12 protein-coding genes, 2 tRNA genes, 1 other RNA gene and 1 pseudogene are annotated in these 14909 nt (G+C 71.4%); 7 read left to right on the forward strand and 9 right to left on the reverse strand.

The window, feature by feature from the left end:
* Positions 1–174: 174 nt before the first annotated feature.
* A complete protein-coding gene (locus V7004_RS00795) occupies positions 175–432 on the forward strand; it encodes a type II toxin-antitoxin system VapB family antitoxin (RefSeq protein ID WP_334141181.1) in 258 nt (85 codons plus the stop codon).
* The gene (locus V7004_RS00800) at positions 429–854 is read left to right on the forward strand and encodes a type II toxin-antitoxin system VapC family toxin (RefSeq protein WP_334141183.1); all 426 of its coding nucleotides are present in this window, start codon (positions 429–431) and stop codon (positions 852–854) included. Before V7004_RS00795 ends, V7004_RS00800 begins: the two co-directional genes overlap by 4 nt.
* A 50-nt stretch (positions 855–904) precedes the next feature.
* Here the strand turns inward: V7004_RS00800 and recR are convergent, their stop codons facing one another.
* From recR to ffs, 4 genes and pseudogenes are all read right to left on the reverse strand, one after another.
* On the reverse strand, positions 905–1507 hold the full coding sequence (gene recR, locus V7004_RS00805; RefSeq protein ID WP_334141265.1) for a recombination mediator RecR: 603 nt from the start codon (positions 1505–1507) through the stop codon (positions 905–907).
* Between the two features lie 110 nt (positions 1508–1617).
* A pseudogene (locus V7004_RS00810) lies at positions 1618–1932 on the reverse strand (YbaB/EbfC family nucleoid-associated protein); the annotation flags it as partial.
* A 41-nt stretch (positions 1933–1973) separates the two neighbouring features.
* Entirely contained in the window at positions 1974–3824 is a 1851-nt protein-coding gene (dnaX, locus tag V7004_RS00815) for a DNA polymerase III subunit gamma/tau (RefSeq protein WP_334141185.1), read from the reverse strand.
* Between the two features lie 53 nt (positions 3825–3877).
* Positions 3878–3976, reverse strand: an RNA gene (gene ffs, locus V7004_RS00820) — signal recognition particle sRNA small type.
* A 72-nt stretch (positions 3977–4048) separates the two neighbouring features.
* Here ffs and V7004_RS00825 point away from each other — a divergent pair.
* Positions 4049–4133: transfer RNA gene (locus V7004_RS00825), tRNA-Ser, on the forward strand.
* A 29-nt stretch (positions 4134–4162) separates the two neighbouring features.
* Here the strand turns inward: V7004_RS00825 and V7004_RS00830 are convergent.
* The gene (locus V7004_RS00830) at positions 4163–6562 is read right to left on the reverse strand and encodes a fused MFS/spermidine synthase (RefSeq protein WP_334141187.1); all 2400 of its coding nucleotides are present in this window, start codon (positions 6560–6562) and stop codon (positions 4163–4165) included.
* Between the two features lie 98 nt (positions 6563–6660).
* On the opposite strand from V7004_RS00830, the gene tadA reads away from it, so the two are divergent.
* The 4 genes from tadA (at position 6661) to V7004_RS00850 (ending at position 10068) form a co-directional block, all read left to right on the forward strand.
* Positions 6661–7107: a tRNA adenosine(34) deaminase TadA gene (gene tadA / locus V7004_RS00835; protein ID WP_334141188.1), complete on the forward strand. Its 447-nt coding sequence runs from the start codon at positions 6661–6663 to the stop codon at positions 7105–7107.
* A gap of 56 nt (positions 7108–7163) precedes the next feature.
* A tRNA-Ser gene (locus V7004_RS00840) sits at positions 7164–7253 on the forward strand.
* Positions 7254–7320: 67 nt separating this feature from the next.
* Positions 7321–8118: an META domain-containing protein gene (locus tag V7004_RS00845; RefSeq protein WP_334141189.1), complete on the forward strand. Its 798-nt coding sequence runs from the start codon at positions 7321–7323 to the stop codon at positions 8116–8118.
* Between the two features lie 36 nt (positions 8119–8154).
* Positions 8155–10068: an ABC transporter ATP-binding protein gene (locus tag V7004_RS00850; protein ID WP_334141190.1), complete on the forward strand. Its 1914-nt coding sequence runs from the start codon at positions 8155–8157 to the stop codon at positions 10066–10068.
* Positions 10069–10074: 6 nt separating this feature from the next.
* Here V7004_RS00850 and V7004_RS00855 read toward each other — a convergent pair whose 3' ends face one another.
* The 4 genes from V7004_RS00855 to V7004_RS00870 form a co-directional block, all read right to left on the reverse strand.
* The gene (locus V7004_RS00855; RefSeq protein WP_334141191.1) at positions 10075–10845 is read right to left on the reverse strand and encodes an SDR family NAD(P)-dependent oxidoreductase; all 771 of its coding nucleotides are present in this window, start codon (positions 10843–10845) and stop codon (positions 10075–10077) included.
* Between the two features lie 404 nt (positions 10846–11249).
* Entirely contained in the window at positions 11250–12260 is a 1011-nt protein-coding gene (locus V7004_RS00860) for a hypothetical protein (protein WP_334141192.1), read from the reverse strand.
* Positions 12261–12269: 9 nt separating this feature from the next.
* The gene (locus V7004_RS00865) at positions 12270–13040 is read right to left on the reverse strand and encodes a deoxyribonuclease IV (protein WP_334141267.1); all 771 of its coding nucleotides are present in this window, start codon (positions 13038–13040) and stop codon (positions 12270–12272) included.
* Between the two features lie 47 nt (positions 13041–13087).
* Positions 13088–14851 (reverse strand): glycoside hydrolase family 36 protein, encoded by a 1764-nt coding sequence (locus V7004_RS00870; RefSeq protein WP_334141194.1) that lies wholly within the window; start codon positions 14849–14851, stop codon positions 13088–13090.
* Between the last annotated feature and the right edge of the window lie 58 nt (positions 14852–14909).

Genomic DNA, 14909 nt, shown 5'->3' on the forward strand with positions numbered 1-14909 from the left:
ACGCCTGATCGCACCAGGCGATCCGGTCCCGCCTCCGGGCGGTCTGCTGCGTAGGGGCCTCGGCTTCGGCCGGGGCCTCTGCGCGTCGGGACCAGGCACCCGGCGACCCGTGCGCTCCGCACCGGAGCGCCTGCAGATCTGATCTGATGCCTCTGATGCATTATCCTGTGCATCATGCGCACCACCCTGGCCATCGACGACCGGCTCCTGGCGGCCGCGAAGCGACTCGCCCGCGAGCGAGGGTTGACCCTGGGGGCGTTGGTCGAGGAGGCGCTCCGGCGGGAGCTGGCGGCCGAGCCCCCGCTCGCCCACCGGCCGGCGATCCCGGTGTTCACCGCGGGCGAGGGTCTGCGGCCAGGTGTCGACGCCACCTCGACCCGAGGGCTGCTCGAAGCGCTCGACGACGGGCTTCCCGTCGAGAAGCTCCGGTGATCCTGCTCGACGTCAACGTCGTGGTGGCCGCCCACCGCGCTGACCATCCCCACCACCCGCTCGTGCGTCCGTGGTTCGACCGCCTCACGGCTGGTACTGAACACTTCACCGTGCCCCACGTGGTGTGGTCCTCGTTCGTGCGCATCACCACCAGCCGGCGGATCTTCACCGTTCCGACCCCACTCGAAGAGGCGTTCTCGTTCCTCCGAGCTGTACGAGCGCAACCCAATCATCTGCCCACCGCTCCGGGGCCGGGGCATCTCGACGTCTTCGAGGAGTTGTGCCGGTCCTGCGACGCCTCGGGCGACCTCAGCGCAGATGCATACCTCGCCGCCATCGCGCTCGAGCTCGGCTGCCCCATCGCCACCCTCGACCGCGACTTCAGCCGGTTCGAGCCGGTCCAGGTGGTTCGGCCCGGCTGAGCCAGCCGTCCCCATCTGGATCGGCGCGGCACCGGGGCACCCACCCAGGCTCAGCCTGCGTCGACCTCCCGGCGACCCTCGAGGGCCCGACCGAGCGTGAGCTCGTCGGCGTACTCCAGGTCACCGCCGACCGGCAGCCCGGAGGCGATACGGGTCACCTTGACGCCGAGCGGCTTGAGCAACCGTCCCAGGTACATCGCGGTGGCCTCGCCCTCGATGTTGGGGTTGGTGCACAGGATGACCTCCTGCACCCCCTCGGGCTCGAGGCGAGCCAGCAGCTCCTTGACCCGCAGCTGGTCGGGACCGATGCCCTCGATGGGGCTGATCGCTCCCTGGAGGACGTGATAGCGACCACGGAACTCGCCCGTCTTCTCCACGGCCACGATGTCACGGGACTCCTCGACGACACAGATCACCGACGGGTCCCGGCGGTCGTCGGCGCAGATCGAACACTCCTGGCCCTCGGCGAGGTTGAAGCAGCGGGTGCAGAACGTGACCCGCTCCTTGGCCTGGACGATCGCCCGCGACAGGCGCAGGGCGTCGTCGGTCGGCACCTTCAGCAGGTGGAAGGCGATGCGCTGGGCCGACTTGGGCCCCACCCCGGGTAGCCGCCCGAGCTCGTCGATCAGGTCCTGCACCGGGCCCGCGTACATGCTCATGCCGAGGATCAACCCCGCTCGGGCCGACGGGCCTCGCTGGGACCCTCGCCCGAGTCCTCGTCGAGGTCCTCGCCGGCGGCAACGTCCATCACGGGACCACCCAACACCCCACCGAGCCCCGACCCGGCGAGCAGGTCACCGAAGCCGCCCAGGGACTCCGCCTGGAGTGCGTGAACCTTGGCCGTCGCGTCGTGCAGGGCCGCGAGCACGAGGTCCTCGAGCAAACCGACGTCGTCGGGGTCGACCGCCTCCGGCGCGATGCGCACGGCGGTGAACTCGAGCGCGCCGGTGACGTCGACCTCCACCGCGCCGCCCCCGGCCACCCCGGTGACCTGTCGGGCCGCCGCCTCGGCCTGGGCCGCCATCACCTGTTGTTGCATCTGCATCGCCTGAGACAGCAGGGCATCGAAGTCAGGCATGGAAGGCTGGTCGCTCACGTCGCTGCTCCTTCGGCGATCGTTCAGGTGTCCCCGCCGTCGACGAGCTCGGCGCCGGGGAAGATCTCGGCGATCCGCTCCAGACCGGAGGTCGCCACATCGGTGGCATCGGTCAGCTCGGCCAGGTCCTGCAACGAGACCTCCTCGTCGGGAGCGGGACCGGAGAGCGCTGCCGAACCGGTGCCCGGGGTGCCCCCGCCCTCGTCGACCACCACCCGCAACGGCACCGGTCGAGCGAAGTGGGAGGCGAGTGCCTGCTCCACCTCCTCGCGCACCTCCTCGCAACGCCGGGCGTGGTGCACGTTGGGCAGGCCGAACACGGCCGCGCCACCCTCCACGGCGATGAACCGTCCCCCGGCGAAACGCGACCGGGCCCGGTTCGACAGCGACGCCAGGATCGTGTCCCCCCAGGCGAGGGTCAGCTCGTCGCGGGACGGCAGGGCGTCGGCGGCCCCACCCGGTGAGCTGACTGCCGCCGGCGGGGCCGGCGTGCTCGGCGTGCTCGGCGGAACGGGCGCGGCGTCACGAGGCGCTCGAGCGGGCGAGGGGCGAGCCGAGGGCCCGGCGGCGGCCGGCGGTCGGGGTCGCTCCTGCGGCTGGGGTGCTCGTCGCCGCTGGGCCAGTGCCTCCCGGGCACCGTCGGCGGGGCGGGGACCGCGGCGGCCTGTGCTCACTGCCGCGCCAACACCTTTCCCGGCCGCTCGTTCGGCATCTCCCCCGGGCGCCGGTCCCCCATCGATCCCTTCCGATCCCGGCCCGCCGGGCACCCGGGGAGCCGCACCCCCTCGCTCGAGGCGCGCCACCCGATCGGCGAGCGCGGCCAGGCTCAGCTCGGCGTCGTCGCGGGTGAGGCGCACCAGCGAGACCTCGAGCGGGATGCGAGGATCCGGGGCGTCCTGGATCCCCACGAACGCCTCACCGATGACCTCCAGGGCACGCGTCGCACCCGGTGCGGTGAGCCGTACCGCCTGGTCCGCGACCCGCTCCCGGGCCCGATCGTCGAGGCGGGACAGGTCGGCTCCGACCGCGGCCAGGAACACGTCGCGCAACCGACCGACGAGCTGCTCGCCGACCACCCGCGGGCTGCGCCCCGCGGCGATCGCCTGGTCGACCGCCAGCAGCGCCCGCCCGGTGTCGCGCTCGCACAGCGCCTCCACCAACTCGTCGAGGGTGTCGCCGTCGTCGGGGATGCCACCCGCGGCGACCACCTGGTCGAGGGCAGACTCCATGTCCCGGGCCGAGCCGGCACCGACCCGCACGACGTAGTCGATGGCCTCCGGGGAGACGTCGAGCCCGGCGTCCTTCACGATGTACTCGGCCAGGCGCCGCAACTCGTCGGCCGACAGCAGCCGCACCTCGAAGGGCTGGCAGCGGCTCCGCACGGTCGGCAGGACCTTCTGCGGGTCGGTCGTGGCCAGGACGAACACCACGTGCTCGGGCGGCTCCTCGAGCGTCTTGAGGAGCGCGTTGGACGCGGCCTGCGTCAGCATGTGCACCTCGTCGAGGATGTAGACCTTCGTGCGCCCGGGAGTGCCGAGCGCGGCCTTGTTGACCAGCTCCCGGATGTCCTCGACCTTGTTGTTCGAGGCGGCGTCGAGCTCGTGGACGTCGAACGAGGTTCCCTGCTCGATGGCGACGCAGGACTCGCAGGCGCAGCAGGGCTCGCCGTCGACGGGATGCTCGCAATTGAGGACCTTGGCCAGGATCCGCGCCGTGGAGGTCTTGCCGGTGCCGCGCGGGCCGCTGAAGAGGTAGGCGTGACCCACCCGGTTCTCTCGCACCGCGTTCTGCAGCGCCCGCACGAGGTGTTCCTGACCCCGGACCTCCGAGAAACGCTGCGGCCGGTAGCGGCGGTAGAGGGACTGGTAGGCCACGAGCGGACTCTACCGGTCGCCTCCCGGGGACGCCGCGGCCCGCTCCCCCACGTGGTGGTCAGGCGATCTGCGGCACACCGGAGGTCCCGCTGAGAGCTGCTGCCTCCCGGCCCTGACTCGGTTCACGGGCTCCGATTGCACAGGACCCGACCACCACGTGCGAGAGCGGGCCGGCCCACAGGATAGCCTCACAGGTCGCGTTCCCGTGCTGGGACGTCGCCCCTGGAGGGATGCGAGAGCGGCCGAATCGGCACGCTTGGAAAGCGTGTGTGGGGCAACCCACCGTGGGTTCGAATCCCACTCCCTCCGCCGAGCCGGCGGGTCCGGTGCCGAGCCGGTCACCCGGACCCGCAGGACGGCGCGCGCTCGGCCACCTGACCCGGATCGTTCACGAAGTACTCGTCGCGGGGCCGCAGGTCCCGGTTGATCGCCTCCGGCGGCACCGGCGGCAGGGGGTCACCGTCGGCCAGACACTCCACCACGGCCGCTGCGAGATAGGCCTCGAGGCTGGCCGCCTGGGCCGGTGAGAACGCGTCGCGCCCGGCACGGAAGCGCTCCACCAGCGCGCCGCGATCGATGGCGATCGGCGAGCGGCTGGCCACGATGAACGTGGAGTTGCCGTACTGGGGCACGGTCACCCGCACCGCGTGAGGGAACACCTCCGTGATGGTGTTGGTCACCCGCGGGCTGGGGGCCCACTGCGCCATGAGACCGCCGCCGTCGAGGCGAGAGGCCACGAGCTCGTAGAACTCCTCGGAGTAGAGGCTGCCGCTGAACGCGGCCTGCGGGCGGAGGGTGTCGACCACGATCACGTCGTAGCGCTCGCCGGTGCGCAGCAGATGATCCCGACCATCGCCGACCACCAGATGCTGGCGGGGATCGGTGAAGAAGCGCTGCAGCTCGAACGCCCCACCGTCCGCCAGGCCACGGAGCAGGTCGAGCTCCCCACCGCAGATCTCGACGGTGGTGATCCGCTCGAGACGGGGGTCGACCGCGAGCCCGTAGGGGGTGGCGCCGATGCCGAGCCCCAGCGCCATGCCGGTGTCCGGCTCCGGGTGCACCAGGGTGGGCATCATCCCGATGAGCACGTGGTAGTCGTCGAAGGGATAGTTGTTCTGCGACGCGCTGTTCACGGTGAGCACCCACTGACCGTCGACCAGCTTGAGCGCGGTGGCGCAGGAGCGATCCTCGGCGAGCATGAGGTGATCACGCGGCACCCCGTTGAGCTGCGCCCACAGCCGCTGGTTGCTCGGGAACAGCAGGAGCAACGCCGACAGGGCCGTGATCGCGCCCCCGGCGAGTACCAGACGCCGCCCGCCGGTGGTCAGCCACGCGGCCGCCAGGCCGGGGACGAGGAGGGCGAGCGCGAGCAGCCGGTAGGTGCCGGCCGTGCCCAGGCGATCGATCGCCACGAACCCCACCAACAACGTGCCCGCGACGTTGCCCACGATGTTCGAGAACTGGAGCAGGCCTGTGTGCCGGCCGAGCGTCTCCACCCGCTGGCTCACCAGCGCTTGCGCGCACGGGAACGCCGCCCCCATACAGGCCACGGGTGCGGCCATGATCAGCAGCGGCACGCCGAGCAGCACCGGGCCGAACGCCCGGTTGAGCGAGCCGTCGGGATGGCGGAACCCGGTGCTCAACCCGTCGCCGGTGAGGTAGTCCGCGGCCCGATCCCAGACGGGAGTGTGCGGGAGCACACGCACGAAGGCGATCACCCCGGCGAGCGCGCACAACCCGACGAGGAACTGCAACCCGAGGAACCACCGATCGGGGCGGGCAGTGCGCCTGACGATCACCGACCCGATGGCCACCCCGAGGCCGAAGAAAGTCAGGTAGCTGGCAAGCACGTGGGGGAACGTGTAGCTGTTCGATCGCATGATGCCGTCGACCAGCCGGAAGAAGACCAGCTCGAAGCCGAGGGCCACCGCGCCGGTGAGTCCGTAGATCACGTACCAGGGCCACACCGCTCGGCTGCCCTGGCCCACCCCGCTCACCTCTGGGTCATCGCCCGCCCCGGTACCGGGCAGGGAGCGGGCCCGTCGGTCGATGCTCCGGAGAGGTGATCGAGCCGACACGCCCACCAGCACGGCCGCGAGAAGGTTCAACACCCCGGCCAGGCGGACGGTGTCGACGAAGCCCAGCGATCCCTGCAGCACCCATCCGCTCGTCGCCGCACCGGCGGCCGCACCGAGGGTGTTGAGGGCGTACAGCCGCCCGACCAGCGAGCCCGCGTCCCCCACCCTGGCCACGACGCCCCGGGTCACGAGCGGCAGGGACAACCCCATCAGGGTGGTGGGGACGATCAACAGGGTCACGTTGAAGGCGAACTTGGACCCCGCGGAGGTGAGATCGCCGGCCCAGTCCTCGTAGACGTCATAGAGCAGCCGGATGCTGGCGAAGGCGTACCCGGCGATGGCCACGTTCGAACAGGCGAACGCGACCAGCGAACGGGCCGGGCCCAGACGGTCCGCCAGCCAGCCACCGAGCAGGCTGCCCAGGCCGAGTCCCGCCAGGAAGGCGGCGACCACCGTGGTGAACGAGACGAGATCCACCCCCGAGTGCAGGGCGATGACCCGCTGCCACACCACCTGGAGGGTGAGCGCGGAGAACCCCGTGAGGGTGAAGACGGCGAAGAGCACGACCCGCCACCGCCGACGCTGGTGCCCCTCGTCGCCGCGACGGCTGACGGGGGCGTTCGTGACCTCGGAGGGAGCGACCATCAGTTGCGCAGCCACCCCGCCAGGAGCGTCGACGAGCGTGACACTGACCCGACCGTAGACGGCCGGCCCGGCGATCCGGGGGACCGATCCGGCCGCCGCTAGGGTCCCTCTGCGTGGACGACGACGCGGCCATGGCCATCGCCCTCGACGAAGCGCGCCGTGCGCCGAACCATGGTGACGTGCCGATCGGAGCGGTGGTGATCATCGGAGGGCGGGTGGTCGCGCGGCGGCACAACGAGCGGGAGAAGCTGGCGGACCCCACGGCGCACGCGGAGTTGCTCGCGCTGCGCGACGCCGCGGCGGCACTCGGCCGCTGGCGCCTCGAGGGGGCGACGATGGTCGTGACGCTGGAGCCGTGCCCGATGTGCGCCGGCGCGCTCGTCAACGCCCGCATCGGGCGGCTGGTGTTCGGCGCCGCGGACCCCAAGGCCGGAGCGTGCGGTTCGCTCTACAACCTCTCGTGCGACCCCCGCCTGAACCACGAGTTCGGGCTCACCAGCGGAGTGCGAGCCGAGGCCTGCGCGGAGTTGCTCACGTCGTTCTTCCGGGACCGCCGCTGATCACCGCCGGCGCGTGCCGGATCCGGGGGCAGGCCGCGACCGCTAGAGTCCACGCCGGAGGGTTGCCAGAGCGGACGAATGGGGCGGCCTCGAAAGCCGTTGTGGCCTCCGGGTCACCGTGGGTTCGAATCCCACACCCTCCGCCACCCGTGCGCCTCGCCCACTCGCCCACCCGTCGGGAACCACCCGCGATCGGGCGACGTCGAACCAGCCATGAGAGCATTCCTCGCCGCCGTCGCCGTCACGCTGGCGGTCGCGGGCTGCGGCCGTGGGACACCCTCGGGAACGGCGGACACCTCCCCGCCCGAGCTGTCCGGACGGAGCTTCCTCTCCGTCTCCGTGACGGAGGGCGGTGCCTCCCGCCAGCTCGCGGGGCTCCAGCCGATCCGGCTCTCGTTCGAGGACGGGCGCCTCGCCGCCAGCCCCGGCTGCAACTCGCTCGGCGGCGGCTTCCGTCTCGACGGTGACCGCCTCCTCGTCGAGGACCTCGCCATGACCGAGATGGCGTGCGAGGACCCGGCGCTCATGGACCAGGACGGCTGGTTCGCGGACCTGCTCCTCGCCCGGCCGACGGTGCAGGTGACCGCCACCGAGCTCACCCTCACCGGTGGCGACACGACGATCGTGTTCACCGACCAGCGGGTCACGGAGCCCGACCGGCCACTCGCCGGCACGTGGACCCTCACCGGGCTCATCGACGGTGAGACGGCGTCGAGCGCGCCCGCCGGGGTCAGCGCGACGGTCGCGATCGGCAACGACGCCATCGAGTGGAACGTGGGGTGCGACGGTGCGTCCGCGCCACTGGAGGTGGCCGGCTCGACGCTCGTCATCGGGCCCGCCCGACCCCGCACCTCCGACTGCCAGCGCCCGCCACCCGAGACCGACGCTGCGGCGGCCAGTCTCGCTCGCACCCTGAACGAGATCCTCGAGGGGACGGTCAGCTACCGGATCGACGGGCCCACGCTCACCATCACCAAGGGCGATCGGGCCATCCAGCTGCGCTCGTCGTAACGGCTCGTCGCCGGGTCACACCCGTAACCTGGCCTCATGCGCATGCCGCCGCACCTGGCCATGGGTGCCGACCCCGAGGCGATCAAGGGAGCCACGGTGGGCAAGGACGTGGTGCGTCGCGTGCTGCGCCTGGCCAAGCCCTACCGCTGGATGCTCGCGGGCTTCGTCGCGGTCATCGTCGGCGCGGCTCTGGTGGCACTCGCCCCGCCGTTGCTGTTCCGCCAGATCATCGACAGCGCGATCCCCGAAGGGAACCGCGGCCAGCTCCATCTCCTCGCGGGCCTGGTGGTGGCGGCGGCGGTGGCTGATGCCGCGCTGGCGTTCGCCGAGCGCTGGTACTCCTCACGGATCGGCGAGGGCCTCATCTTCGACCTGCGGGTGGCGCTGTTCGAGCACGTGCAGCGGATGCCCATCGCCTTCTTCACCCGGACCCAGACCGGCTCCCTGATCAGCCGGCTGAACAACGACGTGATCGGTGCCCAACGGGCCATGACCGCGACACTCGGCTCGGTGGTGTCCAACGTGATCGTGCTGGCCACCACGCTCGGGGCGATGTTCGTCCTCGAATGGCGGCTCACGGTGCTCGCCCTGGTGCTGCTGCCGCTGTTCATCGTTCCCGCCAAGCGGGTCGGCCGCCGCCTGCAGGCGATCACCCGGGAGAGCATGAACCTCAACGCGGCGATGAACACCCAGATGACCGAGCGGTTCAACGTGGCGGGCGCCCTGCTGGTGAAGCTGTTCGGGGACACCGATCGCGAATCCCGGGACTTCGCCGAGCGCGCCGGCAGCGTGCGCGACATCGGGGTCAAGAGCGCCATGTACGGCCGCACCTTCTTCATCGCGCTCGGCCTCGTCGGCGCGGTGGGCACCGCGGCCGTCTACTGGGTGGGCGGCCAGCTGGTGATCTCCGGCGCGGTCAGCCTCGGCACCCTCGTGGCGATGGCGGCGTACGTGACCCGCATCTACACCCCGCTCACCAGCCTGACCAACGCACGCGTCGACATCATGACCGCGTTCGTGTCGTTCGATCGGGTCTTCGAGGTGCTCGACGCGCCCAACCCGATCGTCGACCGCCCCGGCGCGGTGGATCTGATCGAGCCGCGGGGTCACATCGAACTGGACCGGGTGTGGTTCCGCTACCCGACCTCGGCGGAGGTGTCGGTCGCCTCGCTTGAGTCCGACATCGGCGTCGCCCTGAACGCCGAGCCGGGTGAGCCGGTGCTCCGCGGCATCTCCGCCACGATCGAGCCCGGCGAGCTCGTGGCCCTCGTGGGGCCATCGGGGGCGGGCAAGACCACGCTCACGTCGCTCATCCCCCGGCTCTACGACGTCACCTCCGGGGCGGTGAGGATCGACGGGCACGACGTGCGTGACCTGACACAGGTCTCGCTGCGCCGGGCGATCGGCGTCGTCACCCAGGACCCCCACCTGTTCCACGACTCGGTGGTGGCCAACCTGCGCTACGCGCGGCCGTCGGCCACCGACGCGGAGATCGAAGCGGCCTGCCGAGCGGCGCAGATCCACGACGTCATCGCCGCGCTGCCCGACGGCTACCACACCATCGTCGGCGAGCGGGGCTACCGGCTCTCCGGCGGCGAGAAGCAGCGCCTGGCCATCGCCCGGATGCTGTTGAAGGACCCGGCGATCGTGATCCTCGACGAGGCCACCAGCCACCTCGACTCGGAGAACGAAGCGCTGGTGCAGCAGGCCCTGGGCGCTGCGCTGGCCGGGCGGACCTCGATCGTCATCGCCCACCGCTTGTCGACCATCGTGGCAGCGGACCAGATCCTGGTGCTCGACGAGGGCCGGCTCGTCGAGCGGGGCACCCACACCACCTTGCTCGCGGCAGGTGGCCTGTACGCGGACCTGTACCGGGTCCTCGTGCGGTCGGCCGCCGAGGCTGCCGGGTCCGACACGGCCGACACCCCCGGAGCCGCCGCGCCGGCGTGATCCGCCTCAGGCCATGATGCCGCCGTCGATCGGGAGCACCGATCCGGTCATGTACGACGAAGCGTCACTGGCGAGGAACAGGGCGGCCCCCACGATCTCCTCGGGGTCGGCGATGCGCTTCAGCAGGGTCGACGCCACGATGGCGTCGCGGAACTCGGGGACCTCGTAGGTCGCCGCCATCATGTCGGTGGCGAACGGCCCTGGCGCGAGGGCGTTCACCCGGACACCTCGCGGTGCCCACTCCTTGGCCATGACCTTCGTCAGGTTCCACAGCGCCGCCTTGCCCGAGCAGTACAGCCCGAGCGACTCGCCCGGGTTGAACGCTCCCGCCGTGATCACGTTCACGATCACCCCGTGCCCCGAGGCGGCCAGGTGATCGACCGCGCGGGCCGAGAGGAACAACGGGCCCTTGACGTTCACCGCGTAGCTCTTCTCGAAGGCGAGCTCGGTGACCTCGGTCAGCATCCCGCCCAGAGGGTTGGCCGCGTTGTTCACCAGGATGTCCAGCCGGCCGAAGGTGGCAACCGTGGTGTCGACCAGCCGCTCGAGCTCCTCGACCTTGCCGACGTGGGTGGCGACGGGGAGAGCCTCACCACCCGCCGCTTCGATCTCCCGGGCCAGAGCCTCGCAGTTCTCCTGCTTGCGGCTGGCGATCACGACCTTCGCTCCGGCCGCCGCGTAGCCGAGGCTGATGGCACGGCCGAGGCCCCGGCTCCCACCGGTGACGATCGCCACCCGGCCAGTGAGGTCGAACAAGGATCCCGTGTCGTTGCCCATGGCGGGAGACTAGGTGTTCGTGTCGTCCTCGAGCCGCTGGACGCCCGGGGGCACCGTCGTCCCTGCAGTTCGCCTGCACCTGGCCGAACCGGTGCCCGAACCCCGGTGAGAGGCGCCCACAACGGGCCCGCGTGCGGTCGGTGGCCGTTCAGCCGGGGTGGGAAGCGCCTGCGACAGCACCGTTCGTCCGGAGCGGACCGCGCCCATGAACGCGATCACCATCTCCGGTGTCGCTTCGAGCAGCATTGCCACCGGTCGGCCCTCGGGTGCGTTTCGCTCCCACCACCGGGCGGAACGTTCCGCCGCCTCCCACAGCGACGCGATCGTCCAGGTCGAACGGTCAGCGAGGAACGAGACGCGGCCGTCACCTGACGCGCCCGCATCGAGGGCTGCGGCCAGCCGGCTCACGGCCCGTCTTGGCGCCCGGGCGCCGGCGCGTCCGTCGGTGGGCCGAGCGGTGTGCCCTCACCGGTGAACTCGCCGTCGCTGCCGCCGCCGTCGATGGTGACCGGGGCGTTCGCCGGCATCGGGCTGGTGATCGTCAAGCCGTGTCCGTCGAGCCACGACGTGAACCCTGCTTCGTCGGTCGCGTGGAGCGCCTCGATGAGCGCGGCGATTGTCTCGGACGGGACGTAGCGGGCGTCGACGATGACGCGGGTGCCCTCCGTCACCCAGGTCACCACCTGCACGATGCCGTTGTCTCGCTCGGGACCAGCTCCGCCGCCGATCGAACCGACCGGGAGCGAGTGCGTTGTCGCACCTGGGACGCCGACCGTCTGCTCGCCGGGGCCGAGGAACCATTCGAGCGCTGTGGCATAGGCGGGGTCGTCGCGTTGGGAGATCACGACGATCGAGCCGGCGGTCTCTGCGCTGAAGGTGACCGCGTAGCCTTCGCCTGGCCCGGCCAGTGACCCGGAGACGTCGAGGAACGGGGCCAGCACGCCGGTGTCGGCGAGCTCGGTTCCGTCGGGCCAGCCATCGCCGAGGCTGGGTTCGCCGTCGGTGACGGTGACGGACGCCAACCGTTGCTCGAGCTCGTCGGGGCCGAGCTCACGGCTGGCGACCGCCACCCGGGAGCCGTCCGGTTCGATGCGCACGTAGGCGGAGAGGTCACCCATGGCGCCTGGCGCGCTCTGGCCGACGTCGGTCGCCAGCCGGGACGGGTCGGGGCTGAGCACCGCCACGGCGGTGTCGGTGCTGCCGTCCGGGTCGGTCACCATCCAGACGGTGGTCTGCGGGCCGGCCAAGCGGACAGGCACCGCGATGGCCTGGGTGACGCGCAGGCCGGCGGGGACCGTGGCGGGCACCCACACGGTGCCTGCCGCGGACGGGTCATCGCCCCCCTTCCCGCAGGATACGAGCACGGTCAGCGCGGCCACGGCGGCGGCCAGGCGGAACGAGGGCTTCGGCCTCATCGGCGGAGACTAGGTCCTCGAGTCGCCTTGGACCCGCTGGCGCAACCAGGCGATGTCGTCCTTGCGGGCGTCGTCCCCGGTCTCGCAGATGACCGGGGCTCCGGCATCGCGCACGACCACCACCAGGGCGTCGGGGTCGATCATCCCCCGGCCCAGGTGCTCGTGGCGATCGCGACCCGAGCCGTGGGCGTCCTTCGAGTCGTTGCAGTGGACCAGGTCGATGCGGCCGGTGATCGACTTGATCCGGTCGACGGCACTCAGCAGGTCTTCTCCCGCGGCGTGGGCATGGCAGGTGTCGAGGCAGAACCCCACGCCGAACTCCGCGATGTGATCCCACAGCCGGGCGATGGTGTCGAAGTGGCGGGCCATGGCGTGATCACCACCCGCGGTGTTCTCGAGGTAGACGGGCACGTCGGACTCGAGCTGCTGCATGGCCTTGCGCCACCGTTCGAAGCCGGCCCGCTCGTCGTCGTCCTCGGTGATGTGGCCGCCGTGCACGATCACCGCTCGGGCGCCGATGGCGGCGGCAGCGTCGCAGGTCTGCTGGAGGATCTTGCGGGACGGGATGCGCACCCGGTTGTTCGGCGATGCCAGGTTCACCAGGTAGGGCGCGTGCACGTAGATCGGCACCGGCGACGCCCGCAGGACGTCCGCGTCGTCACGGGGCTTGGGCGCCTTCCAGCTCTGCGGGTTGCCGAGGAAGATCTGTACGCAGTCGGCTCCCTCGGCGGCCGCCGTGGCGATGGGATCGTCCGGGCTGACGTGACCACCGATGAGCATCGTCTTCACCGTAGCGTCGCCTCCCGCCGTCCCTGGCGGCCCGATGCTCAGGCCGGGCGTGACAGCGTGGACGTGGCGGTGGCCGGATCGGCCGTGAGTGCGTAGCCGGCGGCGGTGAGCGTCGTGGGTACCGGGGTGTCCATCAGGTCCTCGCAGCGGGGTGCGGCACCTTCGATCGCCGCCCGATCGGCGGCACGCCCGATCGCCACCACGTCGTCGAGGAGCGACCGGGCCCCGGCTCCGAGCAGGGCGAGGTCATCGGACACGAGGGCCATGCCGCCGGACACCCCCACCGCGTGCGCCCAGGTCGTGATGGCCTCGGCGGTGAGATCCGTCTCGTCGGTGCGCAGCATCAGGCAGTCGGGGTCATTCAACCACAGCCGCCGGTGCATGAAGCTGCGGGACAGCGTGCTCGCCCAGCTGTGCAGGGTGGCCGGCGCGGTGGCCTCGTAGCCTCGCAGGACCGGGTCGGCCCCCTTGAGCGACCAGGTGGGAGCGACGTCGGGACCGATCCGATTCCCGTCGACCAGCCCGACCACGTGGCTCAGCGGAGCCCCGCAGCCCAGCAGGAACGTGCCGTCACCCGCTCCACGTCGCACGGCCTCGTAGCCGGCCCGGACTCGCTGGGCGGGGGTGCGCGACGGATCGGACCACACACCGTCGAACGACGGCGCGAAGGTGAAATCGAGCTTCAGGTAGGTGAAACCCGCGTCGACCAGCGAGCGGCAGACCTCCTCGATGTGGGCGAGGACCTCGGGCAGAGTGGTGTCGAGCGCGTACATGACCCCACCGCGACCACCACCCCACTCCGGGTTGACCATGCCCCACAACGGCTGACCGTCGGCGAAGCGGGCCAACCACTCGGGATGGCGGCGGGCGACCTCCGAATCGGGGGCCACGATGAACGGTGCCAGCCAGATCCCCGGCCGGCGCCCGGCTGCCGAGATCGCGCCGGCCAGCGCGTCGAGCGACGAGGGAAACTTGTCGTTGGTGGTCAGCCAGTCGCCGATCGCGGACTGGTAACCATCGTCGATCTGGAAGACCTCGAAGGGCCAGTCGCCAGCCAAGAACAGGTTGTCGCGGACGTGCTGCTCGGTGACCCCGTGGAAGTAGTGGTACCAGGAGCACCAGCCGACCTGGTACGGCGCCGAGATCCGGGCCCCGCCCAGCGAGCCGACCCGGCGGGCCCAGCGATCGAGGGCCGCACAGACGTCACCGTCGTTGACCGGCTCGGTCACGAACGGGTGCAACGCTCGGGACTCCCCCGGCCCGAGCTGGGCGTCACCGAGGAACGCTTCGGCCCACAACTCGGGGGTGCCCTCCCGATCACCCGATGGACGCAGCCGCCACGTGCCGTCATGCTCGATGCCTCCGTCGAACCCAGCGAGCATCGTGCGCCCGGCAGCGTCCCGGAGCACGGTGACCCACTCGGAGCGAAGCTCACCGTCCAGCGCGCGCCGCTGGTCGGCATGGTGGATGCCCTGCACCATCTCGAGCGCGCCAGGGGTGGTGGACGGATCCCGGTCGACCCCGAAGACCGCCACATCGGTCGGGGACCACGACTGGTACCCGTGACGCAGCATCCGGACCGGGGTTGAGCTCCTGGGGAGGCGGAGCACGACCGCGACCGACCGCACCCGCACCGGCACGTCCCCGGCGTTCGTCAAGGACCATGGCACCGGAATGCCCGGCCGTACCTCGCCCAGCGCGACCTCGAGCCCACCTACGTGCACCGTGCCCGGGCCGGTGACCGGCGACGAGCAGGAACCCTCTCCGATCGTTGCCACGACGCGCTCGACCACCGGCTCCACGAGCAGGGATCCTACGACGCTGCCAGAGCATCCCTCGTCGGCCCGGAAGGACGCACGA

The organism is Rhabdothermincola sp., assembly GCF_036846205.1.
GTDB lineage: Bacteria > Actinomycetota > Acidimicrobiia > Acidimicrobiales > Acidimicrobilacustridaceae > Rhabdothermincola.

Coding starts and splice junctions, on each gene's coding strand:
- V7004_RS00795 (WP_334141181.1), top strand. CDS start 175: ATGCGCACCACCCTGGCCATCGACGACCGGCTCCTGGCGGCCGCGAAG.
- recR (WP_334141265.1), bottom strand. CDS start 1,507: ATGTACGCGGGCCCGGTGCAGGACCTGATCGACGAGCTCGGGCGGCTA.
- V7004_RS00845 (WP_334141189.1), top strand. CDS start 7,321: ATGAGAGCATTCCTCGCCGCCGTCGCCGTCACGCTGGCGGTCGCGGGC.
- V7004_RS00850 (WP_334141190.1), top strand. CDS start 8,155: ATGCGCATGCCGCCGCACCTGGCCATGGGTGCCGACCCCGAGGCGATC.
- V7004_RS00855 (WP_334141191.1), bottom strand. CDS start 10,845: ATGGGCAACGACACGGGATCCTTGTTCGACCTCACTGGCCGGGTGGCG.
- V7004_RS00860 (WP_334141192.1), bottom strand. CDS start 12,260: ATGAGGCCGAAGCCCTCGTTCCGCCTGGCCGCCGCCGTGGCCGCGCTG.
- V7004_RS00865 (WP_334141267.1), bottom strand. CDS start 13,040: ATGCTCATCGGTGGTCACGTCAGCCCGGACGATCCCATCGCCACGGCG.